Origin of the sequence: Spirosoma sp. 48-14 (assembly GCF_001898575.1) — a bacterium.
Lineage (GTDB): Bacteria > Bacteroidota > Bacteroidia > Cytophagales > Spirosomataceae > Spirosoma.
Genome location: NZ_MKUD01000088.1, coordinates 152,720 through 173,791, shown reverse-complemented (window position 1 = coordinate 173,791; position 21,072 = coordinate 152,720). Strand labels below are relative to the sequence as shown.

The 21,072-nt window shown below is 48.0% G+C and carries 20 protein-coding genes; 12 read left to right on the top strand and 8 right to left on the bottom strand.

The features are described from left to right. Positions 1-185: 185 nt before the first annotated feature. Both BGO59_RS36195 and BGO59_RS36190 read left to right on the top strand, forming a co-directional pair. On the top strand, positions 186-1,838 hold the full coding sequence (locus BGO59_RS36195; RefSeq protein ID WP_293692572.1) for a glycoside hydrolase: 1,653 nt from the start codon (positions 186-188) through the stop codon (positions 1,836-1,838). Between the two features lie 24 nt (positions 1,839-1,862). Continuing rightward, positions 1,863-2,774 (top strand): pseudouridine-5'-phosphate glycosidase, encoded by a 912-nt coding sequence (locus BGO59_RS36190; protein ID WP_293692570.1) that lies wholly within the window; start codon positions 1,863-1,865, stop codon positions 2,772-2,774. 14 nt (positions 2,775-2,788) lie between these two features. Here the strand turns inward: BGO59_RS36190 and BGO59_RS36185 are convergent, their stop codons facing one another. Continuing rightward, positions 2,789-3,154 carry a helix-turn-helix domain-containing protein gene (locus BGO59_RS36185; RefSeq protein WP_293692568.1) on the bottom strand — a complete coding sequence of 122 codons (366 nt, stop codon included), beginning with the start codon at positions 3,152-3,154 and terminating at the stop codon, positions 2,789-2,791. A gap of 118 nt (positions 3,155-3,272) precedes the next feature. Between BGO59_RS36185 and BGO59_RS36180 the strand changes: the two genes are divergently transcribed. The 3 genes from BGO59_RS36180 (at position 3,273) to BGO59_RS36170 (ending at position 5,674) form a co-directional block, all read left to right on the top strand. Continuing rightward, positions 3,273-3,920: an NAD(P)-dependent oxidoreductase gene (locus tag BGO59_RS36180; protein ID WP_293692566.1), complete on the top strand. Its 648-nt coding sequence runs from the start codon at positions 3,273-3,275 to the stop codon at positions 3,918-3,920. Between the two features lie 146 nt (positions 3,921-4,066). Next, on the top strand, positions 4,067-4,930 hold the full coding sequence (locus tag BGO59_RS36175) for an SDR family oxidoreductase (protein WP_293692565.1): 864 nt from the start codon (positions 4,067-4,069) through the stop codon (positions 4,928-4,930). A gap of 117 nt (positions 4,931-5,047) precedes the next feature. Then, positions 5,048-5,674 carry an NAD(P)H-dependent oxidoreductase gene (locus tag BGO59_RS36170; protein WP_293692564.1) on the top strand — a complete coding sequence of 209 codons (627 nt, stop codon included), beginning with the start codon at positions 5,048-5,050 and terminating at the stop codon, positions 5,672-5,674. A 74-nt stretch (positions 5,675-5,748) separates the two neighbouring features. Here the strand turns inward: BGO59_RS36170 and BGO59_RS36165 are convergent, their stop codons facing one another. Further along, a complete protein-coding gene (locus tag BGO59_RS36165) occupies positions 5,749-6,135 on the bottom strand; it encodes a helix-turn-helix domain-containing protein (RefSeq protein WP_293692562.1) in 387 nt (128 codons plus the stop codon). An 80-nt stretch (positions 6,136-6,215) separates the two neighbouring features. Here BGO59_RS36165 and BGO59_RS36160 point away from each other — a divergent pair, with 80 nt between their 5' ends. From BGO59_RS36160 to BGO59_RS36150, 3 genes are all read left to right on the top strand, one after another. Further along, positions 6,216-6,626 carry a DoxX family protein gene (locus BGO59_RS36160; protein WP_293692560.1) on the top strand — a complete coding sequence of 137 codons (411 nt, stop codon included), beginning with the start codon at positions 6,216-6,218 and terminating at the stop codon, positions 6,624-6,626. Between the two features lie 172 nt (positions 6,627-6,798). Next, positions 6,799-7,647: a VOC family protein gene (locus BGO59_RS36155; protein ID WP_293692558.1), complete on the top strand. Its 849-nt coding sequence runs from the start codon at positions 6,799-6,801 to the stop codon at positions 7,645-7,647. A gap of 126 nt (positions 7,648-7,773) precedes the next feature. Next, entirely contained in the window at positions 7,774-8,502 is a 729-nt protein-coding gene (locus tag BGO59_RS36150; protein WP_293692557.1) for a DsbA family oxidoreductase, read from the top strand. A gap of 136 nt (positions 8,503-8,638) precedes the next feature. On the opposite strand, the gene BGO59_RS36145 is transcribed toward BGO59_RS36150, so the two are convergent. The 3 genes from BGO59_RS36145 to BGO59_RS36135 form a co-directional block, all read right to left on the bottom strand. Continuing rightward, the gene (locus tag BGO59_RS36145) at positions 8,639-9,058 is read right to left on the bottom strand and encodes a response regulator (protein ID WP_293692555.1); all 420 of its coding nucleotides are present in this window, start codon (positions 9,056-9,058) and stop codon (positions 8,639-8,641) included. Between the two features lie 276 nt (positions 9,059-9,334). Continuing rightward, positions 9,335-12,454, bottom strand: a complete 3,120-nt coding sequence (locus BGO59_RS36140; protein WP_293692553.1) for an efflux RND transporter permease subunit — start codon at positions 12,452-12,454, stop codon at positions 9,335-9,337. A 104-nt stretch (positions 12,455-12,558) separates the two neighbouring features. Next, a complete protein-coding gene (locus BGO59_RS36135) occupies positions 12,559-13,647 on the bottom strand; it encodes an efflux RND transporter periplasmic adaptor subunit (RefSeq protein ID WP_293692551.1) in 1,089 nt (362 codons plus the stop codon). A gap of 507 nt (positions 13,648-14,154) precedes the next feature. On the opposite strand from BGO59_RS36135, the gene BGO59_RS36130 reads away from it, so the two are divergent. Continuing rightward, the gene (locus tag BGO59_RS36130; protein WP_293692549.1) at positions 14,155-14,394 is read left to right on the top strand and encodes a hypothetical protein; all 240 of its coding nucleotides are present in this window, start codon (positions 14,155-14,157) and stop codon (positions 14,392-14,394) included. A gap of 40 nt (positions 14,395-14,434) precedes the next feature. Here BGO59_RS36130 and BGO59_RS36125 read toward each other — a convergent pair whose 3' ends face one another. Beyond that, complete coding sequence (locus tag BGO59_RS36125; protein WP_293692547.1) at positions 14,435-16,207, bottom strand: hypothetical protein; 1,773 nt, start codon at positions 16,205-16,207, stop codon at positions 14,435-14,437. 206 nt (positions 16,208-16,413) lie between these two features. Between BGO59_RS36125 and BGO59_RS36120 the strand changes: the two genes are divergently transcribed. The 3 genes from BGO59_RS36120 to BGO59_RS36110 all read left to right on the top strand — a co-directional run bounded on the left by BGO59_RS36120 (position 16,414) and on the right by BGO59_RS36110 (position 19,219). Beyond that, positions 16,414-17,259 (top strand): porin family protein, encoded by an 846-nt coding sequence (locus BGO59_RS36120; protein ID WP_293692545.1) that lies wholly within the window; start codon positions 16,414-16,416, stop codon positions 17,257-17,259. Between the two features lie 117 nt (positions 17,260-17,376). Further along, positions 17,377-18,537 (top strand): N-methyl-L-tryptophan oxidase, encoded by a 1,161-nt coding sequence (gene solA / locus BGO59_RS36115; protein WP_293692544.1) that lies wholly within the window; start codon positions 17,377-17,379, stop codon positions 18,535-18,537. A 100-nt stretch (positions 18,538-18,637) separates the two neighbouring features. Further along, positions 18,638-19,219 carry an isoprenylcysteine carboxylmethyltransferase family protein gene (locus BGO59_RS36110; RefSeq protein WP_293692542.1) on the top strand — a complete coding sequence of 194 codons (582 nt, stop codon included), beginning with the start codon at positions 18,638-18,640 and terminating at the stop codon, positions 19,217-19,219. A 111-nt stretch (positions 19,220-19,330) separates the two neighbouring features. Here the strand turns inward: BGO59_RS36110 and BGO59_RS36105 are convergent, their stop codons facing one another. Both BGO59_RS36105 and BGO59_RS36100 read right to left on the bottom strand, forming a co-directional pair. Continuing rightward, the gene (locus BGO59_RS36105) at positions 19,331-20,137 is read right to left on the bottom strand and encodes an MbnP family protein (protein ID WP_293692540.1); all 807 of its coding nucleotides are present in this window, start codon (positions 20,135-20,137) and stop codon (positions 19,331-19,333) included. Between the two features lie 6 nt (positions 20,138-20,143). Further along, positions 20,144-21,055 carry a hypothetical protein gene (locus BGO59_RS36100; protein ID WP_293692538.1) on the bottom strand — a complete coding sequence of 304 codons (912 nt, stop codon included), beginning with the start codon at positions 21,053-21,055 and terminating at the stop codon, positions 20,144-20,146. Positions 21,056-21,072 lie beyond the last annotated feature (17 nt).

Below are 21,072 nucleotides of genomic sequence, written 5' to 3'. Positions count from 1 at the left end.
ATAAGGTATTTAACGAATGGTGTAAAGTAAACAATTACAGTTCTTTACCAATTTCTTCCAGTTACAAAAAGGAATACGTTAGCAACAGTCTACCCGAAGCCGATTACTCTGTTTTTCTTGTCTTTTCCAGTTTCTGCTACCTTGTCCGCTCCGTATGCAGGTAGTTTACGTTTTTATCACTTCTTTTGTCTGAACACATTACCGGACTCGATTCCCCACTCTTTCTGATGTTCCTATCGCGAATAACGGCCTTTGTAGCTTTACTTTTCCTGCTGGCAAAGACCCACCTTGGCCTGGCCCAACAGGCTGCCTACCCTACTCCGCTGGTCGTTACTCTTCATCCCGATCAAACCTATCAGACCATCCACAGCTTCGGCGCATCGGACTGCTGGTCGGCGCAGTTTGTCGGTACCAAGTATTCACTAGCCAACCGCCAGCAAATTGCCGACTGGCTATTCAGTCTGGATACCGATGCGTCCGGGAATCCTAAAGGCATCGGACTATCGATGTGGCGATTCAACATCGGAGCCGGAAGCACCGAACAGGGCGATTCGAGTGGTATTCGCAGTCCCTGGCGTCGGTCAGAATGTTTTCAGCGCCCTGATGGCACCTACGACTGGTCGAAACAGGCTGGCCAGCAATGGTTTGTCGAAGCGGCCCATCAACGTAAAGTCCCTTATCTGCTCGGTTTTACCAACTCACCACCCGTTCAGTTCACGGCCAACGGCAAGGCTTATGCGTCGGGGAAATTAGGTGATTACAACTTTAATCGCCAACGGCTGGGCGAATACACGCGCTTTCTGGCCGATGTGGTACAGTATTTCGACCGAAAAGGCTGGCCCATGCATTACCTCAGCCCGTTCAACGAACCCCAGTGGGATTGGGGCATCAAGAAAGGGGAAACAATGGCTACGCAGGAAGGCACTCCTGCCACCAACACCGACATGGCCGAGCTGGCACGCGCCCTTAGCCAGGAACTCACCCGTCGTAAACTCAGTACCCATCTGGCACTAGGTGAAGCGGGTCAGTTGAATTACCTGTCTCAACGAGGTACGAATCGGAGCCAAACCGGACAGGACAATGTTATCGACGCTTTGTTCTCCTCCAATAGTCCTGACTACATCGGTAACCTCCCCAACGTAGAACGGCTGGTGAGTGGCCATAGCTATTTCACCACCTCCCCCATACGGCTTCTCCAGTCGACCCGACAACAGCTTGGTGCGAAGTTGAAGCAGGCTGGGGTTGGTTTCTGGCAATCGGAGTATTGTGTATTGGGTGATAATGACGGGGAGATCAATGGTGGAGGCCGTGACCTGGGCATGAAAACCGCCCTTTATGTGGCCCGCGTAATTCATACCGACCTTACCCTGGCGAATGCAGCTTCGTGGCAATGGTGGCTGGCCCTGAGTGCCAACAATTACAAAGACGGACTGATTTACCTGGAAAAGAACGGCAAGATGGGCGAAAATGACCAGAATCAGTTTGGCGGAGATGCACTGGCTTCTAAGACGCTCTGGGCTCTGGGCAACTTCGCTCGTTTTGTTCGGCCCGGAATGGTTCGTATAGCAGCTCAGTCTAACCAAAACGACAGCCTGGTTACGGCACCACTTGTCTCAGCTTACCGCACTATCGACAGCAATCAAATGATACTTGTCATCGTCAATCCGGGGCCAGATACTCTTCTTGACGTGAAGGGTCTCCCCAAACGGCTCAATTCCGTATCGATCTTTGAAACATCGGCTGCAACAGATCTCAAAAAGCGTACTGCATCGGTTTCCCGGCTGCCAATCAGCGCCCAATCGGTTACGACGGTGGTCTTTACTGCGCAAAAACCGTAATCAGCCCTCTCTCTACAAACACGTATGAATCCGTATTTAGCCATACAACCTGAAGTAGCTGAAGCTATTGCCACAGGCAAGCCGGTCGTTGCGCTGGAATCGACCATCATATCGCATGGCATGCCCTGGCCCCAAAATGTGGAAACGGCTCTGGAGGTCGAAGAACTGGTTCGCGCACACGGAGCGATCCCGGCGACCATTGCTGTATTTGACGGAAAATGTCATGTCGGCCTTACCCGACCACAACTTGAATACTTCGGTCAGGCCGAAAATGTGTGGAAAGTAAGCCTGCGCGACATGCCTTTTGTGATCAGTCAACGATTGTATGGTGCCACGACTGTAGCCGCTACGATGCGCATTGCCGCCATGGCGGGCATTCGGCTATTCGTCACAGGAGGAATCGGGGGTGTTCATCGGGGAGCCGAGCAAAGCATGGATATATCGGCCGACTTAACTGAAATGGCACAAACGTCGGTAGCCGTGGTATCGGCCGGTATCAAAAGTATTCTGGATATTGGACTCACGCTTGAATATCTGGAAACCAAAGGCATTCCCGTCGTTACGATCGGGCAGGACGCTCTTCCCGGTTTTTACAGCAATCAAAGCCCATTTTTGTCACCACTCCGACTCGATACCCCAGAACAAATTGCGGATATGCTCAAAACCAAATGGGCGCTGGGTCTAGACGGTTCAGTGCTGATTGCGAATCCGGTTCCCGTAAATCAACAGGTACCCAACGACAAAATTGAAAGCCATATCCAGCAGGCTCTAGCCACTGCCACCATCCAACAGGTTACGGGTAAAGACATCACCCCCTTTCTGTTAAAATACATTGCCACCCATACCCAGGGAGAAAGCTTGCAGGCGAACATAGCCCTTATCAAAAACAATGCAATAGCGGGAGCCAAAATCGCAGTAGCCCTGGCATCGCTCTAATAAATTTGCTTAGGCTACTCCCCCTGTTCCATCGTTCTTTTTCGATGGTCTAATCCCCATTCTACCATTGTATCCAATACCTGCTTAAATGATTTCCCGGAAGGGGTCAGTGCATATTCAACGGTAACGGGTATCGTATCCCGGACTGTCCGGACAATAATACCATTCATCTCCAGATCCCGCAATTCCTTGGAGAGCATCCGGGGGGTGATTTTAGGAATCTCCCGCTCCAGCTCCTTAAACCGCTTTGTGCCGAAAATTAAAGAGGCCATAATCGGTAATTTCCATTTACCTGCCAACACATTGAGCGTGTCATTTACGGCTAACATAAACGAGTCAGGGCATTGCTGGATGGCAGCCAAGTCAATATCAACAATCATAATATACTGATTAACAAATTACTATACTTTTCTATACCGATATACTAAAGTATATTACTTATTAAAGTATAGCAAAGGTAAAATACCTTTGGGTATTCAAACAACTTTTTATACGAAAATGAAAGTAGCTGTTATCGGTGCCACCGGATTTGTAGGCAACCATATTACCAACGAATTAGCAAATAGGAATATAAGTGTAGCTGGTATTTCCAGAAAAGAAAAAGCATCGGACAAAGCGAATCTACATTACCTAGCCGTCGACGTTACAGACGTGGCAGCCCTGGCAGAAGCCCTGAAAGGCTTTGATGTGGTCGTTAATGCGTTTAGCCCAGGATGGACAAATCCTACCATTTACGAAGACTTCATCAGTGGTTCTCAAGCCATTCAGGAAGCCGTAAAGCAGGCAGGCGTTAACCGTTTTATTTCAATTGGCGGAGCAGGAAGCCTGTATTTACCTGATGGCACTCAATTAGTAGATACCTTCCCGGCCGACAATCCGTTTGTTCCAGGCGCCAAAGCAGCAAGGGATTACTTTACCATTTTGAAAGAAGAACAGGATTTGGACTGGGTATTTTTCAGCCCGGCGGTGGAGATGCACCAGGGTATTACCATCGGCAGAACGGGAAAATACCGCTTAGGAAAAGATCACCCCGTACTGGATGAGCATGGCAAAAATGTTCTCTCTGGCGAAGATCTGGCCGTGGTTATTGCCGATGAAATTGAACACCCAAAACATCACCAGGAGCGGTTCACGGCGGCCTATTAACCTATTAGCTTAATTCCCTTACACATTCTTCTGCTTCCAGGCCGAATAGAACAGGGCACGTCTTTCTTCGTTCGGTATCGGGAAAATCATCCAGAATTAGCATTCGCTAATTCTGGATAAAGAGGCAACAAATAAGCAATCTGAAAATGATCTTAGTAACAGGGGCAACCGGGCATCTTGGTGGAGCAGCCGTCGAACAGTTGTTGAAACATCTTTCGCCCCATGAATTTGCCGTATTGGCAAGAGACGAACAGAAAGCAAAGCCCCTCATTGATAAAGGCGTAATCGTCCGCTTAGGGGACTTTGACGACCAGGAATCTATCGATAAGGCGTTGAAAGGCATTAGCAATGTATTGCTGATCCCTACAATTGTGCCTTATCGGCTGGAACAAAATAAACGAGTTGTCGATGCGGCTGTTCGTAATGGGGTGAAGCACATTGTGTACACAGGGGTTTCACATAAAAACATCGACGCGTCTGAAGTCGATGGTCTTGACACCCATTTCAAGACAGAAGACCATATCCGTGAAAGCGGGCTGGCCTATACTTTCCTAAGAAACAACCTGTACATGGAGACATTGCCATTGTACGGAGGGGAAAATGTCCTTGAAACCGGGTTCTATTTACCAGCTGGAAACGGTCGAGTTCCGTTTGCAATGAGGAGAGAAATGGGTGAAGCCGCAGCCAATGTGTTGCTTCAGGATGAACACGAAAACAAGACGTACGACATTGCAGGAAATGAGCTACATTCCTACCTGGATGTGGCAGAGGCCCTAACGAAACTTTCTGGAAAAACGGTAACCTACACGCCTGCTGAGCCTGAAATCTTTGGGCAACGATTAAAAGACGCAGGGGTTGCTGATTTCATTGTAGCTGTATTTGCAGGCTTCAACCTGGACATTAAAAACGGGCAGTTCGAACTGGTTACCAATGATCTGGAAAAATTATTGGGCCGTAAACCAACCGGACTATACGAAGGACTGAACGAGGTATTCAATCTGAAAGCCTAATTCTTTACCATTCTTTTCTATCTCTCCCGAGGGCTGCGTATTTGTAAACTAAATAGCGAATAGTGTGGTCTGAAGCGAATGAACAATGTTAAATCAACCAATTGAAAAAACAACAAAATGAGCTTAACAGAATCATTAAAATGGCGATATGCTGTCAAAAAATACAGCGACAAAAAAGTAAGCGAGGCTGATATAAACACGATTATAGAAGCCATCAATCTTTCTGCCTCATCGGCTGGTTTACAGCCGTACCGAGTGATTGTCGTCGAAAGTCCGAAGATTCGTAAAAAGCTAGGCGAAGGTGCGTTTAACCCACAAATAACGGAAGCGTCTCATCTATTGGTGTTTGCTGCCATTGAAAACCTGTCTATAGCACATGTCGATGAGTATATGCAACGTATGGCTCAAACGCGTGGGGTTCCTGTTGAAAGTCTGGAAAAATTCAGGCAACTATTAATTGCGAATATCACAGGAAAGACACAGGAGGAAAACTTCACGTGGGCAGCTAAGCAGGCTTATATTGGCTTAGGGACAGGAATCGCTGCTGCCTCTGAATTACAGGTAGATACTACGCCCATGGAAGGGTTCATCCCTTCGAAATTTGATGATATTTTAGGATTAAAAGAAAAAGGATTAAAGAGTGTGGTATTACTGGCGTTAGGTTATCGGGATGCCGATAAAGATCCTTACGCACAAGCGGCTAAAGTTCGCTTACCAATGGATGTGTTTTCGAGTTCGCTTTAATCGCTTATATCCGGTTATAAACAGGTATGGGGATGAATTTTAGGTTGATAATCTAAAATTCATCCCCATACCTGTCACATCTCATTTCTTATTTTGTTTTTGTGCATAGCCCCCCATTCACTTAATGCGTCAAGAACATGTTCCAGCGTATGGCTGTAATCCGTCAGTTCATACTCAATGATAACGGGCATCTGTACATGCACTGTTCGTTTAACGAACCCATTCAATTCCAGTTCTTTTAATTCAGCATTAAGCACCTTCGGCGATATTCCCTTTACCAATCGCTGCAATTCGTTGAACCGGCGCTTTCGTTCAATAAGGGCTACAATAATGCGCAGTTTCCACTTCCCGCCTATCGCATACAGCGCATCACCTATCGCATTCAACCGATAGGTGCATGCCTTGTCATCCATTTTCGTTTGGTTGTTCCAGGTCTCCATATTGCGATGAACCACTTTCATAAAGGTTACCACTCACCTTTTGTATACTACTAACAAAAGGTAAGTAAAGGTACATAATTTTGCCTCATAAAAAAACAGTCATGAACACACAGGCAAAACCATCAAAAGTAGTCCACATCCTTCTCTGGATTGGCCAGGCCTTATTAGCGGCCATATTTATCATGGGCGGCACAACCGTTCTGTTGCAGCCTATCGAAGCCATTGCGAGCCAAATGTCGTTTGTCAACCACTTCCCTTACCTGGTGGTCAAGCTGATTGGTTTATGTGAAATAGTGGGAGGCATTGGACTAATTCTACCTTCTCTGCTCAAAATCAAACCAATTCTGACACCCATTGCAGCAGGCTTACTAGCCCTGGTTATGTTGTTTGCGGTAATCTATCACCTTACGCATAATGAAGCTGCCGGATCAGGTTTCCCGCTCGCATTAGGCGTAATCGCTGGTTTGGTGAGCTGGGGGCGACTCAAAGTAGCCCCTATTCCGGAACGGTAGTACCACTCAGGTTATATAGATCGATTTAGGCGTAATGACCCAGACGAGTGTCAACGCATTGATTGAAATGAAGCGCAGGCAATTTATAGGAAGGTCGGCAACCATGGGAGCCGTTTTGCTTAGTCCGGTAAGCCTGGACATAACAGATCCCCTCCCTTCAACAACTAAACATATGGATTTTATAACCTTTGGTGCGGTGCATTTAAATGTCACTGACATTTCCAGATCGATTAATTTTTGGCGCGATGTTGTGGGGATGCAAGTTCGATCAACTGGAGAAACCACGGAGATAGGAACCGCCCAGCGAACACTTGTCGTTCTCCATCCAGGTTCGAAAACCCCGTACCGAAAAGGGTTTAGTGGCCTTTATCATGCCGCCATACACCTCCCAACAGAAACTGATCTAGCGCAGCTACTAGTAAGGTTAGCGACAAAGGGCTGGGATGTAGCACCAACCGATCACATTATAGCAAAGTCGCTTTATGTCGATGACCCTGACGGGATCAATCTCGAATTCGCGGTGGAAACCCCGCAGCGGGTTGTTGAATTCAACGCCACAGAAAACGGTGTCCAGATAGTCGATAACCAAGGAAGATTTCGCAAGCCCATTGAACCGCTGGATGTTCAGGAGTTGCTAAGCCATTTAACCGACAAAAACCCAGAACGCGCTTTTCCAGACGGCGCCATTGTAGGGCACATGAACCTGCACGTACCGCATCTCCAAACCGCCTACGATTTCTACACACGTATTGGGTTCTCCAGGCATGTATTGATTCCCAGGCAGGGATGGGGCGATCTAGGTGCTGGTGGGGCCGTCGATCACCGCATAGCCGTCAACGTTTGGGCTGGAATGAACGCTCCGAAAGCGCCAGAGGGAACCGCAGGACTGCGGTACTTTACCTTAAAGTACGATTCACAAGAAAGGCTCTCCAAAGCGCTAAGCAATTCCACCAACAGTCAGAAAACACCAGATGGCTATTTTCTCGAGGATCCGGCAGGCAATAAATTCCTTATTGCCTGATTTACAAAACAACTGGAGCGATAAGAATGGCCAGCACCAGTCCTAATCAACCTGGCGATTACTTCTCCAGGTTGATATAAGAAACCTTTTCGAACGAATACAACAGTAGGCAATCATTAAACGCACATGGAAACACCGAAAATGAAAGTAGAAATATGGAGTGATGTAATCTGCCCATTTTGCTATGCAGGGAAACGGAAATTCGAAGCAGCCCTGGAGCAATTTGCCCATAAAGATGCGCTACAAATTGAGTGGAAAAGCTTTGAGATCGATTCAGCCATTGCGAATCGTATAGAACCAGGAATGACAATTTATGACTACCTGGCCAAGAAAAGGAACGTAAGCTATGAGGAATCCGTAGCCATGCATCAAACAGCCGTTAACATGGCCAAAAGCGTAGGCCTCGACTACAATTTTGACAAAGTGGTGTTGTCGAGTTCATTTAATGCGCACCGGATTATTCAGCTAGCGAAAGAAAAGGGCCTGGCTGAAGCCGCCGAAGAACGTTTGTTCCACGCCTATTTTACGGAAGGGAAAGACATAGGAAATCCAGCGGAATTAACTGAGCTCGGTAAATCAATTGGACTCTCAGCCGACGAAGTAGCCGAAGCATTAACCAATGAGTATTATACTGAGCGGGTAAAACAGGATATTACCGATGCCCAGACAGCCGGTGTACGACGTGTCCCATCCTATGTCATTGAAGGCAACTATGAAGCGTTTGGGATTCAGGAGCCTCATGCGATGCTGGCATTCCTCCAAAACGCATTTTCGGAATGGAGCCAGCAAAAAAACAACTCCCTAGTAACCGCACTAGAAGGGGATGCCTGTACGATAGATGGGGATTGCACGTAGATTTTTAAATGTATGGAACGTATGCAGGCATCGCTTTTTTCCCTACTACGTTATGGTTACTGGTAGAGACTAAGGCGATGGCTAGCTGAATTTCCGGGACCTAAACGGGCCTTGTACGCCAACAAGCGAGTCAGAATCAAACCAGGCGAGTCGGGATTTTAGCAACGCCAAACCAGAATAGTCGGATATGCTCGGCTATTTTAAGCAGTCCGATATGCGTATCAGGCTTTGTAATATACCCACTAGCCCCCAGCTCATAGGCCCGATCAATATCCGCATCGACTTCGGATGTAGTCAGCATAATAACCGGAATCTGCCGATAGATGGTTGAGCTTTTCAAAAACGTCAGAGCCTCAAACCCATTTAGTATCGGCATATTTATATCCAGCAGAATCAGGTCCGGTGTTACAGGCCATAATGGTATGCTTTCAATAAATTCATCTACCGATGAGACGAACAGGAGCTTATAATTAATTGAGTCATCGGCAAAAGCAAGTTTTAGTAAAAGCTGATCATCTAGATCGTCCTCGACGATTAATAGATTGTAAGGCTTCATGTTGTACACCTGGGATCATAAAGAAGTAGACAATAACTGATTGAACAAGTATACAAGTACGGTTTTGGGCACTAAACGGTCTTCCTGTCAGCTACCGAAGGTACTTGCGTACTGGCCCCTATACTATCGGACATACTGACGGAAAGTGATGGAAATCATTTTATCAATTCCTGTACCAAATTAAGGAACGAAACGATATATGTGTATCAACATCCTATTTTCTTCTTGCAAAATGCCTATAGGAAGTAGATACATAGGTTGCTCAACGTAAGCTATTTACACCGTCGCGATTGGTTTGGCAGGATGTTCCTCTTCTGTAAAAAGCTCATCCTGCGTCGTTTGATCGCCTTTCCGTTTACGAGACAGGAAGGTATACATAGCCGGAATTACGAACAGGGTGAGGACCAACGAAAACAGCAGCCCGCCAATAATGACAATCCCCATCGACATACGACTCTGACCGGCAGCCCCCAACGCCAACGCAATCGGTAATGCGCCCAGTATCGTTGCCAGACTGGTCATCAGGATCGGGCGAAGGCGCAGGGAGGCCGCTTCCAGAGCAGCTTCCCGGATCGACATCCCTTCTTCCCGAAGCTGGTTGGCAAACTCCACGATCAGAATCCCATTCTTCGTAACCAGTCCGATCAGCATGATTATACCGATCTGGCTAAAGATATTGAACGTCTGGTTGAAATACCAAAGCGAAAAAACAGCCCCGCCAATAGCCAGTGGAACCGTAAGCATGATAATGAAGGGGTCTACAAAGCTTTCAAATTGAGCGGCTAGAATAAAATAGACCAGCACCAGGGCCAGGATGAACGAGAACATTGTATTTGACTGGCTTTCAGCGTAATCTCGGGAGGCACCGCTCAGGTCGGTACGGATGGCGGGGTCGTTGAGCTGATTCCGAACGGCGTTCATAGCCGCAATCCCATCACCAATGGTTTTTCCGGGAGCCAGTGCCGCCTGTACGGTAGCACTCATGTAGCGGTTGAAATGGAATAACTGCGGAGGGCTGCTCTGCTCGTCCATCCGGACAATATTGTCCAGTTGGACCACCTGCCCCTGAGTGGTTTTTACGTACATTTTCGTCACGTCGAGTGGTTCGTTTCGGTTGGCCCGGTCAAACTGCCCAATCACCTGGTATTGCCGCCCGGTCATCGTAAAATACCCGAATCGCTGACCAGCCAGCGCCAATTGTACCGTTTGAGCGACATCGGCTACGGATACACCAATCGCTTTTGCTTTCTCCCGGTCGATGAACACGTTCACTTCGGGCTTGTTGAACTTCAAGTTCGCATCGACGGAAGTAAAGGTGGGGTCTTTCTGAGCTTCTTCCAGAAAACGGGGCAGGTATTCCCGTAGTTTTTCAAAATCGGGGGCCTGAACGACGTACTGTACCGGCAATCCACCGCGACTGTCGACGGATATGGTCTGCTGCTGTACAACAACCGATTTAGCATCGGGTAGTTTTTTAAGCAGCTTGGTCGTTTTGTCAGCAATCATCTGCTGGCTAAGACCTTTCCGCTCCATTTTGTCGACCAGAAACACCCGACCGCTACCCGAATTGGGACTACCCGACCCTGTACGGCCAGGAGCCGTCACGAGCATAATTCCCTGCTTGCCCGGCATGGAATCCTCCAGCATCTGCCCCACCCGCAACATATAATCGTCCATCGACTCAAAAGAGGTACCTTCGGGAGCCGTCATGTTGAGCCGGAACCAGTTCCGATCGTCGAGCGGGGCCAGTTCTGAGGGCAGATCTTTCCCGAAAAACCAGATCATCCCCAATGTTGCCAGAATGATGGGAAGCGCTACCCAACGAACCTTCAGGAAGCTTACCAACTGGTCGTGGTAGGCGGTTGTCATGGCTTCGAAATACGGCTCTGTAGCGTCGTAGAACCGCGTTTTCTTGTGGGTTTTCCGGTTCAGGTAGGCGTTCAGCATGGGGGTGAGCGTGAGCGATACGAAGGCCGAAATCAGGACAGCTACCGAAATCACGACACCAAACTCCCGGAACAGCTTCCCGACGAAGCCTTCCATAAAAATGACAGGAAGGAATACCGCCGACAGTGTAATGGACGTTGACAGAACGGCAAAAATAATCTCGTTCGACCCTTTGATAGCCGCTTCGATGGGATTCATCCCCTGCTCGATTTTCTTGAAAATATTCTCCGTGACCACAATCCCATCATCAACCACCAGCCCAGTCGCCATGACGATTGCCAGCAGCGTTAATACATTGATGGAATAGCCCATCAGGTACATCACGAAGAAGGTGCCCACCAGCGACACGGGGATGTCGATCAATGGGCGAAAGGCCACCAGCCAGTCACGGAAAAACAAGAAGATGATCAGCACGACCAGCCCAATGGCAATCAGCAGGGTTTCGCCCACTTCCTCCACTGACCGCTTCACGAAGACGGTCGAATCGAACATGATGTCCAGCCTGTAATCGGCCGGGAGGTCTTTTCGAATATCGATCAACCGTTTATTGACTTCGGCCGAAATATCGAGGTGATTCGAACCGGGTTGCGGCACGATACCCAGCCCAATCATCGGAACCCCGTTCAGGCGGAGCACACTTTCCTCATTCTCAGGCCCAAGTTCAGCCTGACCAATATCGCTCAGGTGAATCACGTTGTCGCCGAGGGTTTTCACAATCATGTTGTTGAAATCCTCTTCGGTACGGAAACGACCAATGGTCTTCACGGTCAGTTCCGTATTGCTTCCTACAACTTTACCGCTTGGCAATTCCACATTTTCGCGATCAAGAGCGGTTTTAACGTCCTGGGCCGTGATGTTGTAAGCCGCCATTTTATCCGGGTCCATCCAGATCCGCATGGCGTATTTTTTCTGCCCCATGATCGACACTTCACTCACGCCATTGATGGTCTGTAAGCGCTGCACGATTACATTCTCGGCAAATTCATTGACTTCCAGATGCGAGCGGGTATTGCTCTGCAACGTCAGAATCATGATCTGATCGGAGTTGGCATCGGCCTTACTCACAATCGGCGGTCCGTCAATGTCGAGTGGCAGAGTCCGGGCCGAAGCCGATACCTTGTCGCGAACGTCGTTGGCCGCCCGTTCCATATCGACATCGATGGCAAACTCAACGGTAATTTCACTCCGTCCCTGGCTGCTCGACGAATTAATGGACTTAATCCCTTCAATACTATTCAGTTGTTTTTCAAGGGGTTCTGTAATCTGCGATTCAATAATATCGGCGTTGGCTCCGGCATAGTTGGTCCGAATGGAAATAACGGGCGGGTCGATAGATGGGAATTCGCGAACCCCCAGGTATTTAAATCCCAGCCAGCCAAAAAACAGGATGAGCAGGTTCATCACAATGGCCAGCACAGGTCGCTTGATCGATAGCGTAGAGAGACTCATAGTCAATATTTTTTAATGGACAATGAATAATGACTAATGGATAATAATGAAGCCATTTTATAGTATCTATCATCCACTACCACTTGTCCATTAGCCGTTTTACATTATCCTTTTTTAACTTTTACCGAAGCGCCATTTTTCAGCGACATAATACTGCTGATGATCACCGAGTCGCCGGGGGCTAATCCTTCCATAACCTGTACCTGCTGGTCGTTGCGAATACCCGTTTTAATGAAGGTTTCCTGCGCCTTTCCTTCACGGACGATGTACACTTTTTTGCCTTTCAGCACAGGCACAATGGCCTGGGTGGGTATCTGAATGGTCTGGTTGTTGCCAAGCGGCACATCGAGCCGAACAAACATACCGGGCACCAGCCGCCCCGTCGGATTGGACGTGTATGCCCGTACCTTCATGGTGCGCAGCGATTCGTCGATCAGCGGACTAATGGCCGTTACCTGCGCGGTCAGGGATGCCCCAAGCCCATCGGCCGTAAAGCGTACCGGACTACCGACTCGAATCTGACTGGCGTATTTTTCGGGAACAGAAAAGTCAATTTTTACGGGGTTGGTTTGTACGAGTGTGGTTACCAGCGTTCCCGGCGTCAGAAAAGCTCCCTGACTGATGGCCCGCAGCCCCAGTTTTCCGCTAAAGGGTGCCCGAATTTCGGTTTTAGCCAACTGAGTCATGAGCAGTTCCTTATCCGCACGGGCCGTGTTTACATTACTTTCGGCAATATCGTATTCCTCCCGACTGATGCCTTCCACAGCCAGTAGCCGTTTCTGACGGGCTTCCACATCTTTGGCTCGCTTTTCGAGATACCCCAGCTTAATCAGTTGCGCCTTTAGTTCTTCGTCGTTGATTTTAGCGATCAATTCGCCTTTATTGACATACGCCCCTTCTTTTGCATTGAGCTGCATGAGCCGCCCGGAAACTTCTGCCTTTAGCTCGACAATTTCATTGGGCAGGACCGTGCCCGAAACAGCCAGCACATTAGTTAGTTTTTCGGTACGAGCCAGGTAAATCTCCACAGGAATCGTAGGGGCTTTATCGCCCGATTTCCCCTTTGTTTCACCTTTACCAGATACCCCCACAGGGCTTCCACCCGGTGTTTTTGTATCAGGTTTTGGAAAAAAATAGACCTTGCCGAGTGTTAAGGCACCCACCAGCAAAGCGAGAATAAAAAATGTTCGCATAAATAAGTTACAGGTATTAATGGGCAATGCCTGTAAAATTTACGTCTAATTACCTGATTTCCTAGAGCGACCACTTAATTCATTCGTCAAAACGAGTAGCCTATCAACGATGTCTAATAGATTATTAAAATTATCTAACTATATCCAATTACAAAGCAATTATTCGGCTAGTTGACCACTTGCACGATTATCCTTATACGTATGATGTATTATTCAGTATTTCCTTCAACATCCTGATCATTTGCTACACGTATCGTTTGAACTAATCACTTGGTATTTCCCTTTTCAAAGCTTTCACTATTTACACCGTTCCCCTACTTTGAGTAGCTTACGGTCCCATTAAGTAAAAATAACTACACAAATAAATAACAAGCAGTTTCTACAAGCTGTTAATGCAACGACAAGGGTACTATTCCCGTATTTATAATGGATAATGGCTCTATGTATGCAGGCTGTTATCCAGATCGGGGTGTATCTACAGAAACTTTTCTTTTAACGCAAACGACTATGTACTCAGCCGATACCAATCAATTACTGACTCAACTACAAACGATTTACCGGGATTTAATTCAGATTTGCCCTGTAGAACGCACGAATGCCTATCAATTACGAATCACTGCTATCGAGCAGGCACGGCTTCGAATCTGGGACGATGTTGAAGCCTGCCAATGCATTCTGGATGAGTTTTCGCCTGAATTCATACTCATTCAACGTAGCCTGTCGAACATAGTGGAGGGCAGGAGTTAAGTGCTTTTATACTTTCTGGGCAGCTACAACAGCCTATGCGTTAACCGATGGTGATGGTATGCTCAAACGGGGTGATCCCGGTGAGGTAAACGTGCATGCCCGTTGTACGCAGGCTGCCAAAATGCGATGAGTATAGCTCCCCTTCAAGGCCAGTTGTTTTGGCATGCTGATATACCCCAGGACCAAACTGGATGGTATCAGTACCGGCAACATACTGGCCCATTCCATTTTTCAGGAAGAAATTGTCCGTCGACCCGTCCTGTGGCGAAACGCCTGTCAACGCCCCACCTTCTTTAAAGCAAAGCTCCAGTGTGACATGAATTCCAGCTTCGCTGGTGACCCGCACCTTGAGTTCATTCTTTCCAGTTGCTTCGTGAGCTATTATCGTTGTTTCCAGTGTCTTGATGTTGCTTTGGGGGCGGTGGCTAAAATCCATCTTGTTCCAGAAGCGTCCATCGGTACTTTGCGAATGGGCGTAATCGCCATTGGCTTTGCGATACTGGGCAGGCAAGGGCTGATAATATGGCGCTTCGATTTTCTGATGCAGTATGTATCGGCCAGCCTCATGCCGGACTCCCTGGCTGTGGAAATAACCTGTACTAAAAAAATCGGTCGACAGACGCATGTATTTCAATATGGCGGCTCCTTTTCGGAAACTGAAAAAATTTGGACTATTCGACCGGCCCGACGCAATAATAATCGGAAAATCGGTCCCTCCGAACAGCGTCGTCGTCGTATCGGCCCGCCGGATGCGCACCAGGTTGGTATGCTTGTAAAAGACCTCAAAATTGACCGAAGGCGCTTTTGGTGTTGGCAACGGCTTTTTATAGAGCGGCTCCTCCAGATAATAAACCAGCAAGTCATTCAATACCCGATCTGTAAACCCAGGCAGTGTTTCAATGTACCGGGTGATGGCCGCCCATTCGGGCTTGTTATCATGAAGGGCCATAAACCGATATTCATGATAAAAGTACAGCATGCTGATGGGGGCATACTGGTCCTGCCGCCGGGAATCGACTGTAACCAGCTCACCGTCAGGTTCGCAGTGAACGTATACTAAATCAAGGTTTTTGCGAACCGGGCCAAACAGCGAGGGCATAGGTAACAGACTAGCCATTGTAATCAGTGCCCGATCGATGACAACGGAATAGTTCATACTCCGTTCCAGGTAGTTGCCCTCATCGTCGATATACACACCCTCGGCCAGCCATTCATGAATTCGTTTCACGTAGCCGGAATCTGGGTACAATGCGTTGATTTTGGCCAATGCGGCCGACACGACCCAACGGTGATTGGGCGTATGTACTCCACCTGTTCGGAGCGCTTCACCCGCGTTAACAATAAACGTCTTTAACTGCGCCTTTACGTCATTAAGCGAAGCCTGATTAGTGTGTTTCAGAATCGTAGCGGCTGCTGTAAGCGGTTCCAGAATGAAGGCCGTATCGGGTGGAGAGGCCAGGTTTCCGAAGTCGAGGGTGCCATCGGAATGCTGCTTCTTCAGCAGAAACTGTATGATCTTCGACATGGCTCCCACTAGCTCTTCCTTCTGGTAAAACGAAGACGTGGGTTCACAAAAAGCGGCAGCCAGATTCGCCAGGTCATACCCAGCCCGCCGTCGTACCTCAGTAAGGTCAGCGGTTAAGCTTTTCAGGAGCTTAGCCACCTCCTGTTCGTTGGCAGCTACTACTTTCGTATAGAAATCCTCATCTGTCCTTCCTTCAGCCCAGGCTGTAATGGGCAGGTACGACAAGCCAGCCAACGCCCCAAGCCCCAGACATTGCTGAATAAATCCTTTCCTCGAAATCGTTTCCATAGCGCAAAGTAACAATGATCGAATGATTGAGTTGTTGAATGATTGAATTAAGAAGAAACTCATTCAACAACTCAATCATTCGATCATTATTATTAACGAAGGTCCGAAGGTGATTCGGTTGTCGGTGCAAAATAGTTAGCACTAACTATACCTTAGCTGATGAGAGTACGGGAACTTTATGGAGCCAACTTTTACCTGTTATGGTCATGAAAAACATTATTTTCTTGCTACTCATCGTGCTATTTCCCAGCCTGGTATGGGCTCAGTTAATCGGGCCTGAAGTACCCCAGAGGCCCGCTACAGACTTAGATCGAAAGATCGATACTTTTTTACAGGCATCGATCGATATGGTCCGGCAAAAACTATTGAATCCCTCCTATGCCGGAACGCCCTACGCAGCTACGGCCCCTACCCCAGGCGATGTGCTGGCTCTGAATTTAGCAATACAGTTTCACAATCAGGGATTGGTCAACCAGATTATCCATTATTATAACCCTACATCGAACCGTCGTATTCAACCAGCCGACCCCACTACGCTGCTGGCCACTAACGATTCGCGATCTGGTCCGACAACCTCGCCTGACAAAGCCCCGTTTCTTAGTCACGTGTCGCTGCTGTATGGTGTCCAGCTTATTGGCAAAGGCAGCAAAACCACCTATAAATCGGGCACTTCGACAACCCGGATGACATACCTTGAAATTCCTGCCTACATTCTCTACAACCACGACTTACCCGGCAACAAGGGTCGTCTGTTTGGGGGCGTAGGTTTTTATCTGGCTTACGGCTTATGGGGTAAAATCAAAGACTCCGACAACACCCCTTCGGTATCGGCTTTCGATAAAAACCTGGGCTTTAAGCGCTTCGATGCCGGGTTGGCTTTTACCGCCGGGTATCAATTGCCACAGGGACTTCGTTTAAGTCTGGCCTATGAGCTGGGGCTGGTTAATATCGATCCTATCGCAGGCGATTATGATAAGCTTAAAAATCGCGCGTTAAGCCTCAATGTAGCCTACTCGCTTCATCAAGTAACGACCCTCCTTAAAAAGAAATAGCTCCGAATAAACCGCAAAGACGCGAAGTCGCCAGGAGCCAGTTCTGCTGTCTTTCCTGGCGGCTTCGCGTCTTTGCGGTTTATTTTACTATTTTGGGAGGCAATTAATTACGAGTGTATGCTTTACGACGCTATTGTTATCGGGTTGGGAGCAATGGGTAGTGCTACACTGTATCAGCTCTCCAGGCAGACGCCCAACGTTCTGGGTATCGACCAGTTCGAGCCTCCGCATACGCTGGGCTCTACCCACGGTGATACCCGCATTACCCGACAGGCCATCGGCGAAGGCCTGCATTTTGTACCGCTTACTTTACGTTCATACCAGATCTGGCGCGAACTCGAACAGCAATCGGGAGAAAAGCTACTAACCATTACAGGTGGGCTTTTCGTAGGTCAGCAACATTCTACCGTACAAACCCGTAATAAACCAGGCTGGTTAACGACTACGCTTGAAGCAGCCGAACAGTTTGGTATTACCCACCGTATTCTGGATACAGACGCCCTACGGCATGAATTCCCGCAATTCCGATATGCCCAAAACGATATAGGCTATTACGAACCCGAAGCGGGCTTTTTACATCCTGAACGATGCATCCGTGTTCAACTGGAACAGGCTCAAAAAGCAGGTGCATCGGTTCACACGAATGAGCAAATGCTTTCGTTTCAGTCTACCGATTCGGGCGTGACTGTCTTGACGGATAAAGGTAGCTATCAAACCAGAAAATTGATTCTGACGACGGGTTCATGGGTGACGGAATCACTTCGACAAACGCCCTATAGCAATTTGCTACAGGTGTATCGCCAGGTACTTTACTGGTTCGCTGTTGAGGGTAAATATGAGCAGTACACACCGGATAACATGCCGATCTTTATCCTGAATGACCAGGGCATTTATGGGTTTCCTGCCATCGACGGACCTACTGGTGGGCTTAAAGTAGCTACTGAAACCTACGAATACCCCACCACCCCTAATACCGTAAACCGAACCGTTAGCCAGGCCGAAACACAGCGTATGTATGAGCAGTTCGTCGAGCCAAACTTAAACGGCATTGGGCCTCAGTGCATTAAATCGGTCGTTTGTTTGTATACGATGACACCCAACGGTGATTTCATCCTCGACCAGCATCCTGACTATGACCATGTGCTACTGGCCTCTGCCTGTTCGGGACACGGCTTCAAACATTCGGCAGCCGTCGGCCAGATTATGGCCGAGCTAGCCTTAATCGGAACAACTAAATTTGACATCAGCCCCTTCCGGTTTAGTGCATTCTCGGCTTAGCGTATCCATGCCCCAGGCTACTTTTTGTCGTAAGAGGACTTATGGCTATATTAAGATGAATTTGGGGTACAGTCAAATTACGTTTTAGTGTCCCTTAGCTATGTATTATGTTTTAATTCTGGCTAGTTGGTTTGTATTTGGCTTAATTCACAGCCTGACTGCCAGTACATGGCTGAAACAAACGGTAGCACTCAGATTAGGCTGGCTCAGTCGGTATTATCGTTTGCTATACAACGCAATCGCCCTACTTACTTTCCTACCCGTCCTATGGCTTCACTGGAAAGCGCCGGTTGAGTATGTTAGCACCTGGCAAGGCACCGCGCTGGTTGGTCTGCCAATTACCATGCTTGGCGCAGGAATTGCCCTGATTGCCTTGTGGGGCTATGATCTGGGCGAATTTATCGGCTGGCCCGTCAGCAGCCAACAGGACACGGGGCAAGGCCTGCGCCAGACAGGGTTACTTCAGTACGTTCGTCATCCGTTATACACAGGCATTCTATTGTGTTTGCTAGGAATCTGGATTACCCAGCCTACCTGGTCGCATACCCTTCTGGTTCTGGCAGCAGCGCTTTACATTCGGATCGGCATTTATTTTGAAGAGCGAAAGCTGGTGTCCATCTTCGGCGATAGCTATAAAACCTACCGACAGCGTGTGCCGATGCTGTTTCCGCGCATTATCTAGTCGGCACACCGATGCGCGTTATCCATGCAATGCTTCCTGTTTTTTCCCCACTCAAACAGGAGTTGTCAGGTGTAGTCGACTTGCTCCTGTTTGAGTAGGGAATTAATCATCTTACTGATTTTGCAAATCCTTATACCGGATCATTTCCTTGTAGTTATTCGCGATGTTGGCTGAATAATCTTCAAACATTACTGACGAATGCTGGGCAATTTGCAAAGTTGTTGTGCCAGTAAAGACATTTAGTACATCTGCAGTCAGATTGACCTGCGGTCTGCCCGATGCAGATACCTGAGCCGAATTTCCATTGAACGAAATGGTAACGGTGCGAAGATTGTTGATGGTTTTCTTGCCATTGTACCCACCTCCAAAGCCACCAATATGATAGAAGAACAGGTTATTCTGTGCAGCTGGAGCGACCGGGGACGTACCTTCCAGCTTAAGAAAAATATAACCTGAATTCCACTCCCAGTACATTGCTTCGTGAGTTCCCAGACCCGGATCAAGCACTCCCGTACGCTGGCTAATATTGGCCAGGCTCCGCAAACTATCCACCCCAATTAAAAACGACATCCCGATATACGTACCCGCTGGAATCGTCGTCAGTGTAAAGGATTGAGATTCTGGTTTATCTTCCTGAATCAAATAGTAGTTAGCCTCCTGAGGCAATACATACTCCGTTCCGTCGGCCTTTTTAAGCCGAAAGTTACTGACGAAATAATTGAATTTTGTAACTGTAAAGGCTTCGCCTGCCGCATTTTGGTACGTGGCTTTTCCCAGGCTTAAATCCTGATTGCCAACCCGGTTATCGAGGTTTATGATGAGCGATCCGGTTTCGGAAACGTCAACTTCGTTCTGGCACGACCAAATTGTGCCTACCAATAAACACACCAGCAGCAGTAGTATAAGCGAAAGACGCATCGTTTATCAGAATAAAAAGGTGATATGAGTAGTTAGTTGTGCATTGGCGCGCAGTTCGCCATCCGATAAATACTGCGATACGGGCTTCCGATAACTCATTCCAACCGATAGTTTATTCAGATACACTTCGGTGCCCAGATTCAGATAAGCCGCATAGCCCCCCGTTTGCTTGTTTACCACACCATCACGTCCATCATGCCCAGCGTGTTCGACAAATAACCCGGCATTAGGCATGATGGACCGGCTGCCCAGGCCGGCTAGGTAAAAAACGGATGCCGATGTATTGAATCGGTTACCAAACCGATAGCCATTCGGATTAGCTGTCGTTATCCGGTACGACACATCAGCGTTTACACCCCAATTTTTATAGCGAGCTGTATAGATCACATTGCCAATCCAGTCAATACTGCCGGTTCCGAGCTGAAAATTCGGGTTAGCTACATCCAACAGGCTGTTTTCATCATACCGAAAACGGCCTGTTGGCAGCTTCACACCGCCCCCGACCAGTAAATTATGATTGACAGTATGCACGGTGGTATCATCCATAAACGTATTCAGTACGTTGTAATGCGCCAGCACGGTAATATCACTCAGACCACGCAGGGGCGTTACATCCCCCGATTTGAGCATCGTTTGCTGACTGAACTGATACGGTACAAACGCCATTACCTGCATCCGACGGATCGGATAGAACCGCCCCCAAAGCTCAGCCGTCCGAAACTGCTCCTGGCTACTCAGATTCAAGCTATTCAGGTGGGAGTGATACGAGTTGTACCGATAGCGAACCCCCAGAAAGCCCCGATGACCTTGTGGCAGAATCCCAAAAAACGACCCACCGTTGCTACAACCACAGAGGTCACAGGCCAACGTCGGTAATGCGAGTTGTACAAACAATCCGAACAAGAAATATTTTTTCATAGGGCAATCGCCTTTAG

Coding starts and splice junctions, on each gene's coding strand:
- BGO59_RS36190 (WP_293692570.1), top strand. CDS start 1,863: ATGAATCCGTATTTAGCCATACAACCTGAAGTAGCTGAAGCTATTGCC.
- BGO59_RS36185 (WP_293692568.1), bottom strand. CDS start 3,154: ATGATTGTTGATATTGACTTGGCTGCCATCCAGCAATGCCCTGACTCG.
- BGO59_RS36180 (WP_293692566.1), top strand. CDS start 3,273: ATGAAAGTAGCTGTTATCGGTGCCACCGGATTTGTAGGCAACCATATT.
- BGO59_RS36175 (WP_293692565.1), top strand. CDS start 4,067: ATGATCTTAGTAACAGGGGCAACCGGGCATCTTGGTGGAGCAGCCGTC.
- BGO59_RS36170 (WP_293692564.1), top strand. CDS start 5,048: ATGAGCTTAACAGAATCATTAAAATGGCGATATGCTGTCAAAAAATAC.
- BGO59_RS36165 (WP_293692562.1), bottom strand. CDS start 6,135: ATGAAAGTGGTTCATCGCAATATGGAGACCTGGAACAACCAAACGAAA.
- BGO59_RS36160 (WP_293692560.1), top strand. CDS start 6,216: ATGAACACACAGGCAAAACCATCAAAAGTAGTCCACATCCTTCTCTGG.
- BGO59_RS36155 (WP_293692558.1), top strand. CDS start 6,799: ATGGATTTTATAACCTTTGGTGCGGTGCATTTAAATGTCACTGACATT.
- BGO59_RS36150 (WP_293692557.1), top strand. CDS start 7,774: ATGGAAACACCGAAAATGAAAGTAGAAATATGGAGTGATGTAATCTGC.
- BGO59_RS36145 (WP_293692555.1), bottom strand. CDS start 9,058: ATGAAGCCTTACAATCTATTAATCGTCGAGGACGATCTAGATGATCAG.
- BGO59_RS36140 (WP_293692553.1), bottom strand. CDS start 12,454: ATGAGTCTCTCTACGCTATCGATCAAGCGACCTGTGCTGGCCATTGTG.
- BGO59_RS36135 (WP_293692551.1), bottom strand. CDS start 13,647: ATGCGAACATTTTTTATTCTCGCTTTGCTGGTGGGTGCCTTAACACTC.
- BGO59_RS36130 (WP_293692549.1), top strand. CDS start 14,155: ATGTACTCAGCCGATACCAATCAATTACTGACTCAACTACAAACGATT.
- BGO59_RS36125 (WP_293692547.1), bottom strand. CDS start 16,207: ATGGAAACGATTTCGAGGAAAGGATTTATTCAGCAATGTCTGGGGCTT.
- BGO59_RS36120 (WP_293692545.1), top strand. CDS start 16,414: ATGAAAAACATTATTTTCTTGCTACTCATCGTGCTATTTCCCAGCCTG.
- solA (WP_293692544.1), top strand. CDS start 17,377: ATGCTTTACGACGCTATTGTTATCGGGTTGGGAGCAATGGGTAGTGCT.
- BGO59_RS36110 (WP_293692542.1), top strand. CDS start 18,638: ATGTATTATGTTTTAATTCTGGCTAGTTGGTTTGTATTTGGCTTAATT.
- BGO59_RS36105 (WP_293692540.1), bottom strand. CDS start 20,137: ATGCGTCTTTCGCTTATACTACTGCTGCTGGTGTGTTTATTGGTAGGC.
- BGO59_RS36100 (WP_293692538.1), bottom strand. CDS start 21,055: ATGAAAAAATATTTCTTGTTCGGATTGTTTGTACAACTCGCATTACCG.